This window comes from Nocardioides sp. Z35_8, assembly GCF_059621125.1.
Genome location: NZ_JCAQIE010000002.1, coordinates 106,095 through 124,447, shown reverse-complemented (window position 1 = coordinate 124,447; position 18,353 = coordinate 106,095). Strand labels below are relative to the sequence as shown.

Annotated in this window: 15 protein-coding genes; 10 read left to right on the top strand and 5 right to left on the bottom strand. The window is 73.9% G+C overall.

What is annotated here, in order from left to right; all coding sequences use genetic code 11:
* The first annotated feature begins 134 nt into the window (after window positions 1-134).
* Window positions 135-1,730: a phosphoglycerate dehydrogenase gene (gene serA / locus AC54T2_RS12355; protein WP_186340849.1), complete on the top strand. Its 1,596-nt coding sequence runs from the start codon at window positions 135-137 to the stop codon at window positions 1,728-1,730.
* Window positions 1,731-1,817: 87 nt separating this feature from the next.
* On the opposite strand, the gene yczR is transcribed toward serA, so the two are convergent.
* The gene (yczR, locus tag AC54T2_RS12350) at window positions 1,818-3,269 is read right to left on the bottom strand and encodes a MocR-like transcription factor YczR (RefSeq protein ID WP_496666317.1); all 1,452 of its coding nucleotides are present in this window, start codon (window positions 3,267-3,269) and stop codon (window positions 1,818-1,820) included.
* 61 nt (window positions 3,270-3,330) lie between these two features.
* On the opposite strand from yczR, the gene yczE reads away from it, so the two are divergent.
* Entirely contained in the window at window positions 3,331-4,035 is a 705-nt protein-coding gene (gene yczE, locus AC54T2_RS12345; RefSeq protein ID WP_496666316.1) for a membrane protein YczE, read from the top strand.
* Window positions 4,036-4,044: 9 nt separating this feature from the next.
* Here the strand turns inward: yczE and AC54T2_RS12340 are convergent, their stop codons facing one another.
* Both AC54T2_RS12340 and AC54T2_RS12335 read right to left on the bottom strand, forming a co-directional pair.
* A complete protein-coding gene (locus AC54T2_RS12340) occupies window positions 4,045-5,538 on the bottom strand; it encodes a DUF6297 family protein (protein WP_496666315.1) in 1,494 nt (497 codons plus the stop codon).
* Window positions 5,528-6,196 carry an ATP-binding cassette domain-containing protein gene (locus tag AC54T2_RS12335; protein ID WP_489974780.1) on the bottom strand — a complete coding sequence of 223 codons (669 nt, stop codon included), beginning with the start codon at window positions 6,194-6,196 and terminating at the stop codon, window positions 5,528-5,530. Before AC54T2_RS12335 ends, AC54T2_RS12340 begins: the two co-directional genes overlap by 11 nt.
* A gap of 93 nt (window positions 6,197-6,289) precedes the next feature.
* On the opposite strand from AC54T2_RS12335, the gene AC54T2_RS12330 reads away from it, so the two are divergent.
* Window positions 6,290-7,921, top strand: a complete 1,632-nt coding sequence (locus AC54T2_RS12330) for a hypothetical protein (protein ID WP_496666314.1) — start codon at window positions 6,290-6,292, stop codon at window positions 7,919-7,921.
* A gap of 30 nt (window positions 7,922-7,951) precedes the next feature.
* On the opposite strand, the gene AC54T2_RS12325 is transcribed toward AC54T2_RS12330, so the two are convergent.
* Window positions 7,952-8,518: an O-methyltransferase gene (locus AC54T2_RS12325; protein WP_496666313.1), complete on the bottom strand. Its 567-nt coding sequence runs from the start codon at window positions 8,516-8,518 to the stop codon at window positions 7,952-7,954.
* 419 nt (window positions 8,519-8,937) lie between these two features.
* On the opposite strand from AC54T2_RS12325, the gene AC54T2_RS12320 reads away from it, so the two are divergent.
* The 4 genes from AC54T2_RS12320 to nhaA are packed head-to-tail and all read left to right on the top strand — an operon-like array spanning window position 8,938 to window position 13,209.
* On the top strand, window positions 8,938-9,087 hold the full coding sequence (locus tag AC54T2_RS12320) for a hypothetical protein (protein WP_186340855.1): 150 nt from the start codon (window positions 8,938-8,940) through the stop codon (window positions 9,085-9,087).
* Between the two features lie 10 nt (window positions 9,088-9,097).
* Window positions 9,098-10,186: a 3-isopropylmalate dehydrogenase gene (locus AC54T2_RS12315; RefSeq protein ID WP_186340856.1), complete on the top strand. Its 1,089-nt coding sequence runs from the start codon at window positions 9,098-9,100 to the stop codon at window positions 10,184-10,186.
* A 25-nt stretch (window positions 10,187-10,211) separates the two neighbouring features.
* On the top strand, window positions 10,212-11,285 hold the full coding sequence (locus tag AC54T2_RS12310; RefSeq protein WP_186340857.1) for a branched-chain amino acid aminotransferase: 1,074 nt from the start codon (window positions 10,212-10,214) through the stop codon (window positions 11,283-11,285).
* A gap of 37 nt (window positions 11,286-11,322) precedes the next feature.
* The gene (gene nhaA / locus AC54T2_RS12305) at window positions 11,323-13,209 is read left to right on the top strand and encodes a Na+/H+ antiporter NhaA (RefSeq protein ID WP_496666312.1); all 1,887 of its coding nucleotides are present in this window, start codon (window positions 11,323-11,325) and stop codon (window positions 13,207-13,209) included.
* Window positions 13,210-13,759: 550 nt separating this feature from the next.
* Here the strand turns inward: nhaA and AC54T2_RS12300 are convergent.
* The gene (locus AC54T2_RS12300) at window positions 13,760-14,113 is read right to left on the bottom strand and encodes a TraR/DksA family transcriptional regulator (protein WP_186340858.1); all 354 of its coding nucleotides are present in this window, start codon (window positions 14,111-14,113) and stop codon (window positions 13,760-13,762) included.
* Window positions 14,114-14,221: 108 nt separating this feature from the next.
* On the opposite strand from AC54T2_RS12300, the gene AC54T2_RS12295 reads away from it, so the two are divergent.
* The 3 genes from AC54T2_RS12295 (at window position 14,222) to AC54T2_RS12285 (ending at window position 18,196) form a co-directional block, all read left to right on the top strand.
* Window positions 14,222-15,967, top strand: a complete 1,746-nt coding sequence (locus tag AC54T2_RS12295) for a serine/threonine protein kinase (RefSeq protein WP_186340859.1) — start codon at window positions 14,222-14,224, stop codon at window positions 15,965-15,967.
* 70 nt (window positions 15,968-16,037) lie between these two features.
* Window positions 16,038-16,676, top strand: coding sequence for a DUF5709 domain-containing protein (locus AC54T2_RS12290; RefSeq protein ID WP_206054393.1), 639 nt, complete (start codon window positions 16,038-16,040; stop codon window positions 16,674-16,676).
* A gap of 200 nt (window positions 16,677-16,876) precedes the next feature.
* Window positions 16,877-18,196: a circularly permuted type 2 ATP-grasp protein gene (locus AC54T2_RS12285; RefSeq protein ID WP_186340860.1), complete on the top strand. Its 1,320-nt coding sequence runs from the start codon at window positions 16,877-16,879 to the stop codon at window positions 18,194-18,196.
* Window positions 18,197-18,353 lie beyond the last annotated feature (157 nt).

Sequence of the window (18,353 nt, the reverse complement as noted above, 5' to 3'; positions counted from 1 at the left end):
GACCGATCGTAGGGGCCGGGTACGACGTCCGGATGCTGACGCATTGGGACTCCCGATCCACTCGCGGGTAGGGTGGTCACCGCACAGCGTCGTGCAGTCCCGGACACCCTCGACCCACCCAGAGGACCCACGCTGTGAGCGCACCCGTCAAGCCCGTCGTACTCATCGCCGAAGAGCTCAGCCCCGCCACCATCGACGCGCTGGGCCCCGACTTCGAGATCCGGCACTGCAACGGTGCCGATCGCGCCGAGCTCCTGCCCGCGATCGTCGGCGTCGACGCGATCCTCGTCCGCTCCGCCACCAAGGTGGACGCCGAGGCGCTCGCGGCCGCCGACCGGCTCAAGATCGTGGCCCGCGCCGGCGTCGGCCTCGACAACGTCGACGTCAAGGCCGCGACGCAGGCCGGTGTGATGGTCGTCAACGCGCCCACGTCCAACATCGTCAGCGCCGCCGAGCTCGCCGTCGCGCTGATGCTCGCCGCCGCCCGCCACATCAGCCCCGCCCACGCGGCCCTGCGCGGTGGCGAGTGGAAGCGCTCGAAGTACACCGGCATCGAGCTCTACGAGAAGACCGTCGGCATCGTCGGCCTGGGCCGCATCGGGGTGCTCGTCGCGCAGCGGCTGAGCGCCTTCGGCATGAAGGTCATCGCCTACGACCCCTACGTGCAGGCCGGCCGCGCCGCGCAGATGGGCGTACGCCTGGTCGACCTCGACACGCTGCTCGACGAGTCGGACTTCATGAGCGTCCACCTGCCCAAGACGCCCGAGACGCTCGGCCTCATCGGCGCCGACCAGCTCGCCCGCGCGAAGGACAGCCTGGTCCTGGTCAACGCGGCCCGCGGCGGGATCGTCGACGAGGCGGCGCTCTACGACGCCCTCAAGACCGGCCAGATCGCGGCCGCCGGCCTCGACGTCTTCGCCAGCGAGCCCTGCACCGACAGCCCGCTGTTCGAGCTCGAGAACGTCGTCGCCACGCCCCACCTGGGCGCGTCGACCGACGAGGCGCAGGAGAAGGCCGGCATCGCGGTCGCCCGCTCCGTGCGGCTCGCGCTGGGCGGCGAGCTCGTGCCCGACGCGGTCAACGTGCAGGGCGGCGTCATCGCCGAGGACGTACGCCCCGGCATCCCGCTCACCGAGAAGCTCGGCCGGGTCTTCACCGCGCTCGCCGGCGAGGTCGCCCAGCAGCTCGACGTCGAGGTGCGCGGCGAGATCACCGAGTACGACGTCAAGGTGCTCGAGCTCGCGGCGCTCAAGGGCGTCTTCGCCGACATCGTCGAGGAGCAGGTGTCCTACGTCAACGCGCCGCTGCTGGCCGCCGAGCGCGGCACCGAGGTCCGCCTGGTGACCGAGGCGGAGAGCCCTGACCACCGCAACCTGATCACGCTGCGGGGCACCCTGGCCGACGGGACCCAGGTCTCCGTCAGCGGCACGCTCGTCGGGATCGCCCAGAAGGAGCGGCTCGTCGAGGTCAACGGCTTCGACGTCGACATCGAGCCCACCACCCACCTCGCGTTCCTCACCTACGAGGACCGTCCGGGCATGGTCGGCACCGTGGGCGGCATCCTCGGCGACGCGGCCGTCAACATCGCCGGAATGCAGGTCTCGCGGCAGGACAAGGGCGGCGCCGCCCTCGTCGCGCTCAGTGTCGACTCGGCGATCCCCGCCGCGACGCTGGATGAGATCGAGGCCGCCATGCAGGCGGCGTCGGTGCGGGCCGTCGACCTGTCCTGACGGCCCAGAGACGGCGAACGCCCCGGCGAGCACTGCTCGCCGGGGCGTTCTCGTCGTGCGCGCGACGCGGGTCCTGTCGCGTCTGCCTCACGCGACCATGACGCGCCCGGCCTGACGGCGCGTGGGCGCCCGGGCGGCGTCGGACGTCACGTGCTCCCATGCCGCGGCCAGGCGTCGTACCGCCTCCTCGAGACGGTCGGGCTCCGCCGTCCACGGGATCCGCACGAACCGGTCGAGACCGCCCTCCACCGCGAAGACCGGCCCCGGCGCCAGCACCACGCCGCGACGCTCCGCCTCGGCCGTCGTCGCCGTGGCGAGCGCCTCGGGGAGCTCGCACCACAGGGCGAGCCCGCCGTCGGGCACCCGGAAGCGCCACGCCGGCAGGTGCTGGCCGATCGCGGCCACCAGCGTGTCGCGGCCGGCCAGCAGCCGTGCGCGGTGGGCAGGCAGCACCTCGTCGGCGTGGTCCAGCAGGTCGGCCAGCACCAGCTGCTCGAACACCGGCGCCCCGAGGTCGAGGCCGATGCGTGCCTGCAGGAGCCGGTCCATGTCGGCCAGCGGGGCGCGCACCCACCCCAGCCGCAGCCCGCCCCAGAACGACTTGCTGGCGCTGCCGATCGTGATCGCGCCCGGCGCGTGGGCCGCGAGCGGGCTGGGCATGTCGTCGGCCAGCCCGGGGCGCAGGGCGAGTGCCTGGTGGGCCTCGTCGGCGACGACGGTGGTGCGGGTGCGGGCCAGGGCGCCGGCGAGCTGCTCGCGCTGGTCGTCGCCCATCAGCTGCCCGGTGGGGTTCTGGAAGTCGGGGATCAGGTAGGCCAGCCGGGGCGAGGTCTGGCGCAGCGTGGCGGCCAGCGCGTCGAGGTCCCAGCCGTCGGGGTCGACGGTCGCAGCGACCAGCCGGGCGCCGGCGTGCCGCACCGCCCGGGTCGCGTTGGGGTAGGTCGGTGACTCCACGACGACCCGTGCCCCCGGGGTGGTGAAGGCCTGGGCCACCACCGAGGCGGCCGCCAGGGCGCCCGCGGTCACCATCACCTGCTCGGGGACGGTGGGCAGTCCGCGCGCCTCGTACGACGCGGCGATGCGCGCCTGCAGGGCCGGCATCCCGAGCGGGAAGTAGCCCGGCCCGCTGAGGTAGGCCGGCAGCTGCTCGCCGGCACGCTGGTAGGCCTCGACGAGGCCGGGCGGGGCGGAGCTGGCCGCGCAGGTGAGGTCGATGGCGTCCTCGCCGCCCGTGCCCGGCATCAGCGACCGGTCGTGGGCCCGCCTGCGCCCGCCGGGCACGGTCGTGAAGGTGCCCGACCCGCGGCGCGACTCGGCGTAGCCGGACTCGCGCAGCACCTCGTAGGCGCGGGTGATCGTGGTGCGCGAGACGTCGAGTGCCGCGGAGAGGTCGCGCTCGCTCGGCAGCCGCACGTCGACGCCCACCCGACCGTCGCCGATGAGCACCCGCAGGCTGTCGGCAAGGCCGAGGTAGGCGGGGGAGCGGGGGAAGTCGGCTACGAGGGTGGCCACCCGATGGGCGTTGACGACGCGGCTCATGCAGGCCACTGTCACAGGATTGGCTATTTCGAGCAAGGCCAATCCGGGTCAGGCTGGTGCCATGTTCGACAGCACGTCCGCCAGCACGTCCGCCGGCACCGTCGTCTCGCGCCCCGCCCTCGTCGACCTCGGCCCGGTCGCCCAGCTCCGCGCGGGACGCCTCGCCCGTCGCCTCCCGCAGCTCTACGTGGGCCTGTTCCTCTACGGCGTCTCGCTGGCGATGATGGTCCGCGGGGCGCTCGGCCTCGCGCCGTGGGACGTGCTGCACTCCGGCTTCGTGCGGCACGTGCCGATGACGCTCGGCCAGGCGGTCGTCCTCTTCAGCTTCGTCGTGCTGGTGCTGTGGATCCCACTGCGCGAGATGCCGGGTCTCGGCACGATCAGCAACGCGGTCGTGGTCGGCCTCGCGGCCGACGCGACGCTCGGCGTCCTCACGCCTCCCGACGCGATGGCCGGGCGAGTGGCGCTGATGCTCGGCGGCGTCGTGCTCTGCGGCGCGGCCGGCGCGCTCTACATCGGCGCCCAGCTCGGCCGCGGTCCGCGCGACGGACTGATGACGGGTCTGGCCCGTCGCGCCGGGCTGTCCCTCCGCCTGGTCCGTACGGGTCTCGAGGTCACCGTCGTGGTCCTGGGGCTGCTCCTCGGCGGGGTGCTCGGCGTGGGCACGGTCGTCTACGCCCTCGCCATCGGCCCGCTCACCCAGCTGATGCTGCCCTGGGTGACCGTCGAGCTCACGCCGTCGCCGACGGACCGGCCCGCCGGCTGAGCGCGGCCGTCAGCCCGGGCCGGCGTCGCCGGAGACGAGGTAGGCGATCACGCCGACGCTGACCACGCTCGAGACGAGCATGCCGCCCGTCCCGAACATCAGCGGCAGGGCGGTGATCGCCCACACGTCGAAGCCCCGGGCGGCGCTGAGGAACACGCCGGACGGCACGCCCCCGGCGGGGGTGCTGACCAGGGGCGCGGCGTAGTTCGGCGGCTTGCCGCTCACCCACCGCACGGTCGCTGCGATCGACGACAGCCCGCACGCGACGGCGAGGTTGACCGCTCCGCCGTCCTCGCCGACGACCGGCAGCAGCGTCCAGGTCGTCGCCAGGGCGAACGCCATCAGCGCCGTCGCGGGCACGACCAGGTGCGCGAGCACCAGCGTCCGCCGGCGCAGAGGCAGCATCCGGGCGATGCTGCGGGTGCGCACGACCACGCGGAGGCCGGAGCAGAGCGCCGGACCGCCGAGCAGCCCCGCCAGGGTCGTCGCGAGCACGACCGCCCGGCCGGCGCCGGCCTCCGCCGCGGCGTACGGGACGAGCACGAGACCGGCGAGCAGGACGTACGGCTGGGGTGCCCGGGCCGCCCGCAGCAGGTCGCGGTGGACCAGCGCGCGCCAGCCGAGCGGACCGCCGGTGCGCGATCTGACGCGCGCGCCGCGACCCCAGCGGCGGGCGAGCAGCACGTCGTACATCAGGCCGAGGTCGACCGACGACAGCGCTCCCGACAGGCTGGGGGAGAGGTGCTCGGTGTAGCCGAGCACGCGGCGCGACACGCGGCCGACGGCGATCGCCGCGCGCCAGGCGAGCGTGCCGGCGACCACGACGAGCAGGGCGGCCGCGGCGATCCCGGTCGCCGCCGGGACCTCCGGCACGACCTCGAGCCGGTGGGTCGCGGCCAGCGCGAGCGCCAGCCAGAGCGCACCGGTGACGCACCACATGAGCCACCGCGCGACCGGGTCCTCCCGCACCTGGGACAACGCCGCCACCCCCACGCAGGCGCACGCGGTGGCACCGCCCGCTGCCAGGTAGAGCACCGACTCGTGCCACGAGAAGCCGCCCAGCACGGCCGGTGCCAGCAGCAGGAGCACGGTGCCGAGGCCGGTGGCCGCGACGGTCCGCAGCCAGCCGGGACGCAGCAGCGCGCCGCGGTCGACGGGCGAGCCGAGCAGCCACGCGTTGGCCGCGGGCGGGCTGAAGACCGGACCGAGCAGCCGGGCCATGCCGAGCGCCAGCAACGCGACCGCGAGGGTCGCCAGCCAGGGGACCGCCGACCGGACCTCGGCGCACGCGGCGAGGCACGCGTCGTCGGCGAGCCGGCGCAGGCTGAGCACGACGTTGCCGGCCATCGCGGCGATCATCACCACGCAGAAGAGGGCGACGTAGGCGTCCGAGAGGACCTCGCCCCACGACAGCTCGGCGCGGCCCCGGCGCCAGTGGCGGATCTCCGCGCGCAGCTCCCGGGCGGACGGGACCTCCGCGAGGGCCGCCGGGTCAGTCGCCATCGTCGGGCTCGTCCCCGAGGCGGACCACCCGGTCGCAGACCCGCGCGACGAGGTCGGGGTCGTGGCTCACCAGCAGCACGGCCCGCCCGGCGGTCTTCTCGGCGAGGAGCTTCGCGCCGAGCCACTGCACGCCCGCGACGTCGAGCCGCGCCTCCGGCTCGTCGAGCACCAACAGCCGGCGCGGGCGTACGAACGCGCTCGCGAGGGCCAGCCGCCGTCGCTGTCCGGACGACAGCGTCGAGGGGAGCTGGCCCGAGACCTCCATCAGCCCGGTCTCGGCGAGCACCGCGTCGACGACCTCCTGGGCGTCCGGCTGCGCGTGCGCCCGCGCGACCAGGTCGAGGTGCTCGACCACGGACAGGTCGGGGAAGAAGTCGATGTCGTCCATCACCACGGCCAGGTCGGCCCGGATCCCGGGCTCGCGTTCGTCGAGGACGCGCCCGTCCAGCGTCGTCTCGCCGGCATCGGCGCGGTCGGCGCCGATGAGGCAGCGCAGCAGCGTCGACTTGCCGCTGCCGTTGGGACCCACCACCCCGACCGCCTCGCCCGAGGCGACGTCCAGGTCGACCTCCGACAGGATCGTCCGGTCGGCGAAGCGGCGGGAGATCCCCCGTGCCCGGAGCAGCGGGGGAGACTCGTCGGCGGCCACGTGCGTCATCCAAGCAGGCGCAGCATCGACCTTTCGACTGGTGACCCGACCGGCATGGCCGTGGTAGGGATAGCCACCTTGGTCCAAACGTGGGGGGAAGCCATGCGTCGTCGACGTCTGCTCGTGTCGGTCCCGGTCCTGCTCGGTGCCGCCGTCGCGGGCACACCCGCCGTCGCCACCACCGGCGGTCCCGGCGGTCCCGCCGACCCCGGCCACGGGATCGAGCTCCGGCTCGACCGTCGCGGCCAGGACGCGGCGCCGGGCACGCGTGTCCAGCGGCACGCGAAGGCGGCCGACGGTGCGGTCCGGCGCACCGCCCGGCTCACCGAGATCGAGCACGTCCCCGGCACCACCCCGCAGCAGCAGCTCGCGGCTGTCGACGTCGTGGTCGACGTGCAGGCCGGCACCCTCACCGGCACCGCGGCCCTCAACGCGGCGCCCACCGACGCCAGCGCCGCGGTCGCCGTCGTGGTCGGGACGTGGCAGGGCAGCACCTGCACGCCGGCGCTCGCCGCCGTCGCGACGGGCGACGCCTCCTCGGCGCAGGGGCAGGTGCCCGACGGGTCCGTGATCGGCGCGAGTGCCAGCCTGCAGGGCGCCACGGTGACCATCGCCACGGCTCCGCACCCGGTGCTGCGCGACACCGAGCTCGCGTGCGCCTACGCAGCGGTGGCGCAGAACGTCCCGAACGGTCAGCTGCTCAGCATCGCCTATCCCGCCGACCTCGCCGCGGTCTACGTGCCGGTGCTCGAGGTCGAGCCCGACGAGCAGATGGTCGGCGCCAAGGCCGGCCGGTGGGTCGACGTCGGCGTCGAGGTCCGCAACGCCGCGCGCGGGCCGGCATCGAGCGTGCGCCTCACGGCCTCGGGCAAGGGAATCGAGATCGCACAGAAGGTCGTCGACGTCGGCGTGGTCGACCAGCGGAGCACCGAGTACGTCGACCTCAAGGTCAGGCTCAAGCGCCCCACCGGCAAGAAGAAGAGGTCGAAGGCGCTCAAGCCGCGCACCCTCACGCTCACCGTCACCGACCCCGCTGCCGCCACGGCGACCGCGAGGACGACCGTCGTGGTCACCCCGAAGCCGACCCGGCTCCGCAACCTCGCCGGCACCTACTGGTGGGGCTGGGAGGACACCAACCTCCAGTCGTCGGCCGGCTGGATCAACCACGCGGTGTGGTTCGTCGACCGGAAGTGGGCCTACACGGGGTGGGCCGCCGGCCGGAAGCCGCGGTGCTCGGCCAAGGTCAAGGAGTGCCGCCGCTACTCCTACGACGCGCGCACCGGTCGGCTGAAGATCGGCAGGGAGAAGGTCAAGGTGACCTCCGCGGGCTTCGCGTTCACGCACCCCGGCTACGGCGAGAAGCTGCGCGTCGAGCCGCTGACGCTGCCCACGAAGGGCACCAAGCTGGCCGTGGACCTCTACCACCAGAACTGGTCCGGCTTCTGCACGATCTCGTGCACCGCCTACACCGACTACCTCACGATGGACCGCGCCGGGCGCTTCGTGGAGGGCGGCTACTCGGTCGGCAGCTGGCCGGGCCTGGGCAGCAGCTGGGCCACCGCTCCGGCCGACCAGCGCGGCACCTACCGGGTGGTGTCCACCGGCGTGATCGAGATGACGTACGCCGACGGCACGCGCACGCGGCAGGTGATCGGCATCCAGCACGATCCGCGGGGCAAGCCCAACCCGGCCGTGGCGGGGGTCCTGCTGGGCGAGACCAACTTCTACGACTGATCGGCGCCGGCCGGGCAGGCGCGCGGGGCCTCAGCGTCGGGTCGCGATGACGGCCGAGGCGTCCGCGGCGACCATGACCTCGACGGCGGTGAACCGCTCGTCGGTGAGCCACTGCTCGCGCAGCGTGTCGACCCGGCCGTAGGTGATCGGGGGCCAGGACTCGCACGGCGCGAAGTCGTCGAGGACCACGATGCCGCCGGGCTCGACGAGGTCGACGATCGCGTCGACGCCGACCTCCGACGGGGTGCCCGAGTCGAGGAAGAGCAGGGAGAAGGGGCCGTGCTCGCGCAGCACGCTCCAGTCGGCGGCGAGCACCTCGACCTTGTCGTCGTCGTCGAAGATCTTCGCCGCGGCGCCGGCCAGCGATTCGTCGAGCTCCGCGGTCAGGATCCGGGCGCCGTTGCGCACGCCGCTGCGGAGCCAGGCGGTGCCGACCCCGCAGCCGGTGCCGAACTCGGCCATGGTGCCGCCGCGCGTCGCCGCGAGGGTCGCGAGCAGGCGACCGGTCTCGTTGCGGCAGAACGCGACGTAGCCGGCCTGGCGGCACACGTCGAAGGCACGCTGGACGATGTGGGGGAGGTCGGGGGGAGCAGACATGAGGTCGCCGAGTCTGTCACCCCGCACCCGCGATCCCGGTGCGCGGGCTGACGTCTCACGATCTGACACATGGAGGGATCGTTGCTGCGCCGACCGCCCGGCCGGTCGTATGGTCTCCCCATCATGCGGAGCGTCTTCGTACTCATCGATCGCCGCGGCGGGGCCTGACAGAGAGGCCACCTCGTCGCGGTGTTCGGCGTTGACGAGGTTCCGCCACCGGCCTTTCGCCCCTCCGCTGGGCAGCAGCCCAGCCGAGCTCGAAGCCTCCGCCTTCGCGGCGGGTCCTGCGCAGCAACCGCGCGATCCGCACGCTCGTCGGCCGGCAGCCGGGCCCGGGCGATCCCCGAACCCCCTGCTTCCCCACCCGCCGCGGTGTCGGCGGCTTCGGGCTCACCCCCATAGCGACGCACCACGCAGGAGTGAGCGAGATGTACCAGATGTACCCCGAGACCTGGGGCCCCGCGGCCCACGACCCCGACAACCCGCGCAGCGCCGAGAACACCGCCGTCGCCGTCCAGCGGGCGCTTGACCTGCGAGACGGTGGCGGCCAGCGTCCGGACGACAACTAGCCTTCGCGGCATGTCCGAGACCCCGCAGCCCGCCACCGCCCGCGCCACCGGCAACCCGACCCTCGCCGTCATCCCCGGCGACGGCATCGGCCCCGAGGTCACGGCGGAGGCGTTGAAGGTCCTCGAGGCCGCGGCCCCCGTGACCTTCGAGTCGACGCGCTACGACCTCGGCGCCGAGCGCTACCTCGCCACCGGAGAGGTGCTGCCCGACTCTGTGCTCGCGGAGATCCGTGAGCACGACGCGATCCTGCTCGGGGCGGTCGGCGGCAGGCCCAACGACCCCCACCTGCCCCAGGGCATCCTCGAGCGCGGGCTGCTGCTGCGGCTGCGCTTCGAGCTCGACCACTACGTCAACCTGCGCCCGTCGCGGCTCTTCCCCGGCTCCACCTCACCCCTGGCGGAGTCGGTGCTGGAGAAGGGCGACATCGACTTCGTGGTGGTCCGCGAGGGCACCGAGGGTCCCTACACCGGTAACGGCGGCGCGCTGCGGGTCGGCACCCCGGCCGAGGTGGCGACCGAGGTCTCGGTCAACACCGCCTACGGCGTGGAGCGGGTGGTCCGCGACGCCTTCGCCCGGGCACAGGGTCGGGCACGCAAGAAGCTCACGCTGGTCCACAAGACCAACGTGCTCGTCAACGCCGGCTCGCTCTGGTGGCGGCTCTTCGAGCAGGTCGGGGCCGAGTACCCCGACGTCACCACCGACTACATCCACATCGACGCGGCGATGATCTTCATGGCCACCGACCCGGCCCGCTTCGACGTGATCGTGACCGACAACCTCTTCGGCGACATCATCACCGACCTCGCCGCCGCCGTCACCGGTGGCATCGGGCTCGCCGCCTCCGGCAACGTCAACCCCGACCGCACCGCCCCGTCCATGTTCGAGCCGGTCCACGGCTCCGCCCCCGACATCGCCGGCCAGCAGAAGGCCGACCCGACCGCCGCGATCCTGTCCGGCGCCCTCCTGCTCGACCACCTCGGCCACGCCGAGGCGGCCGCGCGGATCGAGGCGGCCGTCCTGGCCGACCTCACCGAGCGCGCGCCGGGCACGAGCCGTCGTACGAGCGAGGTCGGGGACGCCATCGCCGCTCGCCTCTGAGCCACACCTGAGTAGGTTTGACCCCATGCAGATCAGCACCACCGCCAACCCCGCACCCGTCGACGACGCCCGCCTCGCGGAGATCCTCGCCAACCCGGGCTTCGGCACGCACTTCACCGACCACATGCTCACGCTCGAGTGGACGCCCGCCGACGGCTGGCACGCCGGTCGGATCGAGCCCTACGGCCCGCTGACCCTCGACCCGGCGACCGCGGTGCTGCACTACGCGCAGGAGACCTTCGAGGGGATGAAGGCCTACCGGCACGACGACGGCTCGATCTGGACCTTCCGGCCCGACCAGAACGCGGAGCGGATGGTGCGCTCCTCGCGGCGCCTGGCGTTCCCCGAGCTCCCCGTCGACGACTTCGTCGCGGCCGTGGACGCCCTGGTGCGGGTCGACCAGCGCTGGGTGCCCGAGAGCGAGGGGGAGAAGTCGCTCTACCTGCGGCCCTTCATGTTCGCCTCGGAGTCCTTCCTCGGCGTGCGCCCGGCCGAGCACGTCACGTTCATGGTGATCGCCTCGCCCGCCGGCGCCTACTTCAAGGGCGGCATCAAGCCGGTCAACCTGTGGCTGTCGGAGTCCTTCACCCGCGCCGGGCGCGGCGGGATGGGCGCGGCCAAGACCGGCGGCAACTACGCCGCCTCGCTGGCCGCCCAGCGCGAGGCGATCGAGCAGGGCTGCGACCAGGTGGTGTTCCTCGACGACCAGGAGTTCCGCTACATCGAGGAGCTCGGCGGGATGAACCTGTTCTTCGTCCATGCCGACGGCCGGGTCGTCACCCCCGAGACCGGCACGATCCTCGAGGGCATCACCCGCGCCTCGATCATCGAGCTGGCGGGCAAGCTCGGCCACGCGGTCGAGGAGCGCAAGGTCTCCATCGACGAGTGGCGCGAGGGGATCGCGTCCGGTGACATCACCGAGGTCTTCGCGTGCGGCACGGCCGCGGTCGTCACCCCGGTCGGCGAGCTGCGCTCGCCCAGCGGCGTGACCCCGGCGCCGGCGAGCACCGGGCTCACCATGCAGATCCGCGAGGCCCTCGTCGGCATGCAGTTCGGTCGCGCCGAGGACACCTTCGGCTGGATGCACCGGGTCTGCTGAGCCGCGCAGCGGCGACCCGCCCGCTAGCCTCGTCCGGGTGAGCACGGCGCCGTCGGACCGCGACCCCGACCAGTCGTCCTGCCGGGGGGCGAGCGCGTTCGAGGCGCAGAGCCCACGCTCGCTGCGCGACTTCATCCGTACCGAGTCGGGCTCGGCGGGCCTGCTCGTCGTCGCCGCGCTGGTCGCCCTGGTCTGGGCCAACTCGCCCTGGTCGCAGTCCTACGTCGACCTGTGGCACACCGAGGTGTCCGTGCGCTTCGGCGACGGCGGGCTCACGATGGACCTGCACCACTGGATCAACGACGGCCTGATGGTCGTCTTCTTCTTCGTCATCGGCCTCGAGGTCCGCAAGGAGTTCGCGATCGGCGAGCTCGTCGACCGCAGCCGGGTGGTCGTGCCGCTGGTCGCCGGCACGACCGGCATGCTCGTCCCGGCCGCGATCTTCCTGGCCCTCAACCCCTCCGGGGAGGCCGCGGCCGGCTGGGGCGCGGTGATCGGCACCGACACCGCCTTCCTGCTCGGGGTGATGGCGCTCGTCGGGCCGGCGGTCTCGACGCAGCTGCGGATCTTCCTGCTGACCCTCACCGTCATCGACGACATCGTCGCCGTCAGCGTCATCGGGGTCGTCTACTCCGACCACCTCTCGCTCGGGGCGCTCGCGGTCGCCGCGGCGTGCCTGCTCGTGCTGGTCGGGCTCGGCCGCGCGGGCGTGTGGCAGGCGGCGCCCTACGTGCTGGTGGTGGTCGTCCTCTGGGTGGCCACGCTGGAGTCGGGCGTGCACGCCTCGATCGCCGGCATGCTGAGCGGCCTGCTGGTCCCCGCGCTCGACCCGCGGCGCTCCGACGTGGAGGACGCGGCGCGCAGCTTCCGCGCGTTCCGGCAGTCGCCGATGCCCGGCGTGCAGCGGGTGGCGCGGCGGTCGCTGACGCGGGCCATCTCGGTCAACGAGCGGCTCCAGGAGGCGTTGCACGCCCCGACCAGCAACGTCGTCGTACCGGTCTTCGCGCTGGCCAACGCCGGCGTCGACCTGCGCGACGGAGTCCTCGGCGACGCGCTGGGCTCACGGGTGATGTGGGGCATCGTGCTCGGACTGGTGGTGGGCAAGTCGGTCGGCATCTTCGCCGGCGCCTGGGCCAGCGTGCGGCTCGGCTGGGGACGCCTGCCGCAGGGCGTGGGACTCGGGCACACGCTGGCCGGCGGCGCGCTCTCCGGGATCGGGTTCACGGTGTCGTTGCTGATCATCAGCCTGGCCTTCGAGTCGTCCCGGCTCCAGGACGAGGCCCGCGTGGGCGTCCTGCTCGCCGCTGTGCTCGCGAGCCTGGCGGGATGGCTCGCGTTCCGCTTCGCCGCCCGCTTCCTCGGCCAGGGCGACGCCGCCCTGCCGACGACCCTGAGCCGGCCGGTCGACCCCGCGCGCGACCACGTCCTCGGACCGGTCGACGCGCCGCTGACGCTCGTGGAGTACCTCGACTACGAGTGCCCGTTCTGTGCCCGCGTCAGCGGGGTCGGCAACGAGCTGCGCGCGCACTTCGGCGAACGGCTGCGCTACGTCACCCGTCACCTGCCGCTCCCGGTCCACCCGCACGCCGAGCTGGCCGCGCTCGCGGCGGAGGCGGCGGCGCGGCAGGGCCGCTACTGGGAGATGCACGAGCTGCTCTTCGCCCACCAGGACGAGCTCGAGCTGGAGGACCTGGCCGGCTACGCCGCCGACCTCGACCTCGACGTCGAGCAGTTCCTCCGTGACCTCGACGACCAGGAGCTGGCCCGTCACGTCGCCCAGGACGTCGCGTCGGCCGAGGAGAGCGGCGTGCGCGGCACCCCCACCTTCTTCATCGGCCGGACCCGCCACGTCGGCCCCCACGACGCCCGGACGCTGATCGCGGCGCTGGAGCGGTCGGAGGGCTCGCCCCGGCCGATCGGCTGACCCGCGCCGGCCTGCGGGCCGATGCGTCGTACGCCGCGCGCGACGAGGCTCGTCGCCATGACGACCACCGCCTCCGACCCCATCCGCACGACCGCGGCGCGGCGCCGTCCCCGCCGCGAGTGGTGGATTCCCGCGAGCCTGCTGGCACTGACCTTCGTGCCCGTGGCCGCCGTGGGGGCTGGTCCACTCGTACGTGCCGGGCGCGGTGGTCTCGTAGCGCCGCGGCGTGCAGGCTGGGTGTTGAGGTCGATGACCGGGCTGGCGGTGACCTTGGTGCGCGAGTCGGCACACCAGCCGCGGATGTGGTCGAGCAGCACCAGCCGCTGCCTTTCCACCACCCGAGCAGCCCCACTAGGACAGTCTCGTCCCCGCTGGGACACCCGGATCCGACTGGTTGAGCGGGGACGTGACCGCTCAAGGACGCCCGCCGTCGCCGAATCTGTGGAGGGGTGACGCCCGGGCGCGGCTCGCGGCGGGGACCGGACACCCGGCACCTCCACGACGTACCGCATCGGCAGGGCGGGAGACCACCCAGAGCACACCCGTGAGGTCAGCGCGAGCCCGGGTCGCGTCCCGCGCACCGGATGCAGGTGCGCGCTGCCGGGAGCGCCTCGAGCCGGGCGTCGCCGATGGGCCGCCCGCACGACTCGCACACACCGTAGGTCCCGGCGTCGACCCGCTCGAGCGCGGCGTCCACCTCGGCCACGCGGCCGCGCACCTGCCGGACGAGGGCTCCGATCTGCGAGCGCTCGAAGGCGATGGTGGCGCCCTCGGGGTCGTGCTCGTCGTCGGCGTTGGTGTCGAGGGACGCCGCGACGACTGCGTCGTAGTCGCCGGTCAGGCCGGCCAGGCGCGTGAGGGCCTGGTCACGCTCGTCGGCCAGCCGTCGCCGTGTCTCGTCCACCGCCCCATGGTCGCCGACGGCACCGACAACGCGCCTGTGCGCCGCCACCGGCTGCGCCGAGCAGCCGTGGTCAGGGGGATCCGATGCCTACGGCACTATCCTCGTGCCGTGACGACGTCCCCGAAGGCGCCGCCGCCCGGCCTGACCGTGGGCGGCTACGCCCTGCGTGCCCGCCTCGGCGAGGGCGGCATGGGAGTCGTGCACCTCGGCCAGCGGCCGGGGGAGCGCCCCGTGGCGATCAAGGTGCTGCGCCCGCACGTGGTCGGCGACGACGAGGCGCGTCGCAGGCTCGCCCGCGAGGTCAGCTCGCTCAGCCGCGTCCGCAGTCGCCGCATCGCCGAGATCGTCGACGCCGACCCCTTCGGCGAGATCCCCTACGTCGCCACACGCTACGTCCCTGGCCTCTCGCTCCACGACCACGTGCACGAGGAGGGGGCGCTGGAGGGCGACGACCTGGTCTGGTTCGCCGACTGCCTCGCCGAGGCGCTCGAGGCGGTCCACTCCGTCGGCGTGCTGCACCGCGACATCAAGCCGTCCAACGTGATCATGGAGGGCCGCACGCCGATCCTCATCGACTTCGGCCTGGCCCGGGTGGCGGAGGACTCGCGCATCACCATGAACGGATGGCTGCTCGGCACGCCGGGCTACCTCGCCCCCGAGATCCTCTACGGCGACGACGCCACCGCCGCCTCCGACGTGCACGCCTGGGCCGCGACCGTGGCGTACGCCGGCACCGGGCGTGCGCCGTTCGGGCGCGGGCCGTCGGTGGCGGTGATGGACCGCGTGCGCCGCGGCGAGCACGACCTCGACGGCCTCGACCCCGACATGCGCGAGCTGGTGGAGCAGGCGCTCGCCCCCGAGCCCGCCGACCGGCCCTCCCTGACCGAGGTGCGCGACTGGCTCGAGGACCTCGCCTCCCCGGTGGGCACGGAGCACGCCCACCGCACGCCCGGACCGATCACGCTGCCCTACGTCGCGGGCGTCCGCCAGGACCTCGATGCCCCCACCCGCCTCGGCACGTTCGCGCAGGGCGCCGCTGCGGAGCCGGTGCACTGGTCCGGCGACTGGGACCACCCCGGGAACGACCGCACCGACGACCGCACCGACGAGCGCGCCGACTGGCACGACGACGACCGCATTGACGCGTGGCACGACGCCGACGTGACGGTCGGGTGGGGCGACGCCGCCACCGCGCCGCACCGCCACACCCGCGTCCTGCCCGACGGCTCGGTCGAGTACGTCTCCGACTACGGGCCGCCCCAGCGCGAGCAGGTGCCCACTGGTGAGCGCGTGCGTCGCTCGCTCACGCTGCTTGCCCTCGGCGGCGTCGTGGCCGGCGCCATCACCCTCGCCCCCTACGTCGCGCTCGGGGTCCTCTTCGTCGTGGTGTGGCTGCTGCGCAGCGGCTCGCTCGCCGCGGCGTCCGCCGGCAGCCGCCGCGACCGACGCGGTGCGCGCTGGTACGACGGCATCCAGGTGCTGCTGGCCGCGCCGTGGCACGTGGTGGCCGGCATGGGCGGCTCGCTCGTGCTGTTCCTCTGGAGCGCGGGCATCGCGTGCGCCGTGGCCCTGATCTGCTTCGCGGCGTCGCTGTCGATGACCACCTCGCTCGCCGCGATCGGCGTCGTCTTCGCCGTCTCGACCTGGTGGGGGCCGGGGTCCGAGCGGCTCCGCTCGCCGGTCCACCGCCTGGTCGACCCCCTCGCCCGCCGCGGTGTGCCGTGGCTGCTCGCGACCCTGCTCGTCGCGGCGGCCGGGTCCGGCCTGGCCGCGGCCGCGACCGCGCAGGGCACCGACTGGGCGCCCGACGACGCCGCGCCGTTCTCCGGCGTACGCCTGCCCGCCTGGTTGTGACGGACCTCGCCGTGTAGCAGCGGGCGTCGGGGGTACCTAGCGGGTTCACCCACCGACAGCAGGAGGACTGATGAGCTCCGACCAGCCCGACATCGGCACCGAGATCGGCACCGACCCCGCGGTCGACGTCACCGGGGACACCACCGACAACGAGAGCTACCACGGCTACAGCGTCGACGACGAGAACCAGCCGCAGGGTGAGGGCGACAGCCTGGTCGACGACCGGGGCCTGGCCGAGCCGCTGGACGAGGGCTACTCGCCGCCGGAGAAGTGGTCCGCGGCGCAGGGCTACGGCAACACCCCGCTCGAGGAGAGCATGGGCGAGTCGCTGGACCAGCGGGTGGAGCAGGAGGTCGTCGAGCCCGACCCGTACGAGCAGGCGGCCGAGGAGGCCGAGCGGGGCGAGCTGGCGCCGCTCGTGGCGGAGGACTCGACCGACGGCGAGGCCGTCCAGGCCGACGTGGAGACGGCGACGGGGGAGCGCGCGGGACGTCTCGTGGCCGAGGACGAGGGCGTGCGTACGGACACGGAGAAGGACCTCGTCGCCGAGGACGTGGGCATCGACGGTGCCGCGGCCGGTGCCGAGGAGGCCGCGGTCCACGTCATCGACCCGGTCCTCGACGACGCGGTCCTCGACGACCCGGTCGCCGCCGACGCTGTCTTGCTCGACGGCGAGGTCGTGGACGGGGAGCCCACCCGCCCCGAGTGAACGACCGCAGGTGAACGACCCCGCGAGCCCCGGACCCGACGGGTCCGGGGCTTTCGCGCGCCCGCCGGGAGCCGCCTCGGCCGGCCGCGGGCTCCACCGGCACCGAGCGCTCGACCGTGGCCGGGGCAGTCGTCCCCCCGTGGGCCCCGCATGCCCCGGGGATGACGCCCCCGCGGCGCGTTGTCGGTAGACAGGGCCCCATGACGTCCCACCCCGACCCGACCGAGCGTCCCTCGTCCCCCGGCGAGCGCGACGACCTGAGCCGACGCGTGAACGCCGTGCTGGAGGAGCGCGGCGTCCGCTTCGGTGGGGCCGGAGGCCATGCCTTCCGTGCCGACCCCGTCCCGCGCCTGCTCGACGCCGAGGAGTGGGAGCTCCTCTCCGCCGGGCTGGCGCAGCGCATCCGCGCCCTCGACGCCTTCGTGGCCGACGTCTACGCCGAGCGCCGCTGCGTGACCGACGGCGTCGTGCCCGCCCACGTCCTGGACGCCACTCCCTACCTCGAGCCCGGCCTCCGCGGCAGCGCGCCGGCGGCGGGTGCCTGGATCTCGGTCGCCGGCTTCGACGTGGTCCGCGACGAGAGCGGCACCCTGCTGGTGCTGGAGGACAACGTCCGCACGCCGTCCGGGATGGCGTACGCGATGGCGGTCTCGGAGGCCGTGTCGCAGGTGCTGGACGTCGAGCAGCCGGCCGGCCTCGAGGAGTGCGCCTCGGCGCTGCGCCGCTGCCTCGAGGCCACCAACCCCGACGGCGAGGGCGCGCTGGTGCTGCTGACCGACGGCCCGGACAACTCCGCCTACTACGAGCACCGCCGCCTCGCCGACGAGGCGGGGCTCACGCTGGTCGAGCTCGACGGGCTGCTGCCCGACGGCGAGGGGCTGCGGCTGGCCGACGGCACGCCGGTGCGCGCGGTCTACCGGCGCACCGAGCAGGACGGGCTGCGCGCCACCGATCCCGCCGCCGACCCTGCCGCCGACGTCGCGGGCCGGCTGCTCGCGCCGTGGCAGGCAGGTCGGGTCGGCATGGTGAACTGCTACGGCACCGGCGTCGCCGACGACAAGTCCGTCTACGCCCACGTCGACGACATGGTCCGCTACTACCTCCACGAGGAGCCGCAGGTGCGGTCGGTGCGCACCTACGACCTCACCGACGCCGACCGGCTGCGGGAGGCGCTGGACCGCCTCCCCGAGCTGGTCGCCAAGCCGCGTGACGGTGCCGGCGGCCAGGGCGTGGTGATCGGTCCGTCGGCGTCGCGGGAGCAGCTGGAGACGACCCGCGAGGCCATGCGCAGCGAGCCGCAGCGCTGGATCGTGCAGGACGTGGTGTCGCTCTCGACGCAGCCGACGATCGTCGACGGCGTGCCGCAGCCGCGCCACGTCGACCTGCGGCCCTTCGTGTTCTTCGACGGCCGCGACGTGACGGTGCCGCGCGGTGGACTGACCCGCGTGGCGCTCGAGGAGGGCCAGATGGTGGTCAACTCCTCGCAGGACGGCGGCGCGAAGGCGACCTGGGTGCACTAGGCCGCCGCTCGGATGGCGAGACACGCGTCTCGCCATCCCGGGCATCGGTGGCACCATGGCGGCATGAGCACCCGCACCATCATCATTGCCTAGCGCGACGGGAACACCCGCCGCGCCCACCTCCTGCACCCCAGGAGGTTTTTTTCTGCCCCGACCG

What these genes read in the sequence shown, in the direction of transcription:
- yczR (WP_496666317.1), bottom strand. Translation starts at nt 3,269, where the DNA reads ATGAGCCGCGTCGTCAACGCCCATCGGGTGGCCACCCTCGTAGCCGAC.
- yczE (WP_496666316.1), top strand. Translation starts at nt 3,331, where the DNA reads ATGTTCGACAGCACGTCCGCCAGCACGTCCGCCGGCACCGTCGTCTCG.
- AC54T2_RS12340 (WP_496666315.1), bottom strand. Translation starts at nt 5,538, where the DNA reads ATGGCGACTGACCCGGCGGCCCTCGCGGAGGTCCCGTCCGCCCGGGAG.
- AC54T2_RS12335 (WP_489974780.1), bottom strand. Translation starts at nt 6,196, where the DNA reads ATGACGCACGTGGCCGCCGACGAGTCTCCCCCGCTGCTCCGGGCACGG.
- AC54T2_RS12330 (WP_496666314.1), top strand. Translation starts at nt 6,290, where the DNA reads ATGCGTCGTCGACGTCTGCTCGTGTCGGTCCCGGTCCTGCTCGGTGCC.
- AC54T2_RS12325 (WP_496666313.1), bottom strand. Translation starts at nt 8,518, where the DNA reads ATGTCTGCTCCCCCCGACCTCCCCCACATCGTCCAGCGTGCCTTCGAC.
- AC54T2_RS12315 (WP_186340856.1), top strand. Translation starts at nt 9,098, where the DNA reads ATGTCCGAGACCCCGCAGCCCGCCACCGCCCGCGCCACCGGCAACCCG.
- AC54T2_RS12310 (WP_186340857.1), top strand. Translation starts at nt 10,212, where the DNA reads ATGCAGATCAGCACCACCGCCAACCCCGCACCCGTCGACGACGCCCGC.
- AC54T2_RS12290 (WP_206054393.1), top strand. Translation starts at nt 16,038, where the DNA reads ATGAGCTCCGACCAGCCCGACATCGGCACCGAGATCGGCACCGACCCC.
- AC54T2_RS12285 (WP_186340860.1), top strand. Translation starts at nt 16,877, where the DNA reads ATGACGTCCCACCCCGACCCGACCGAGCGTCCCTCGTCCCCCGGCGAG.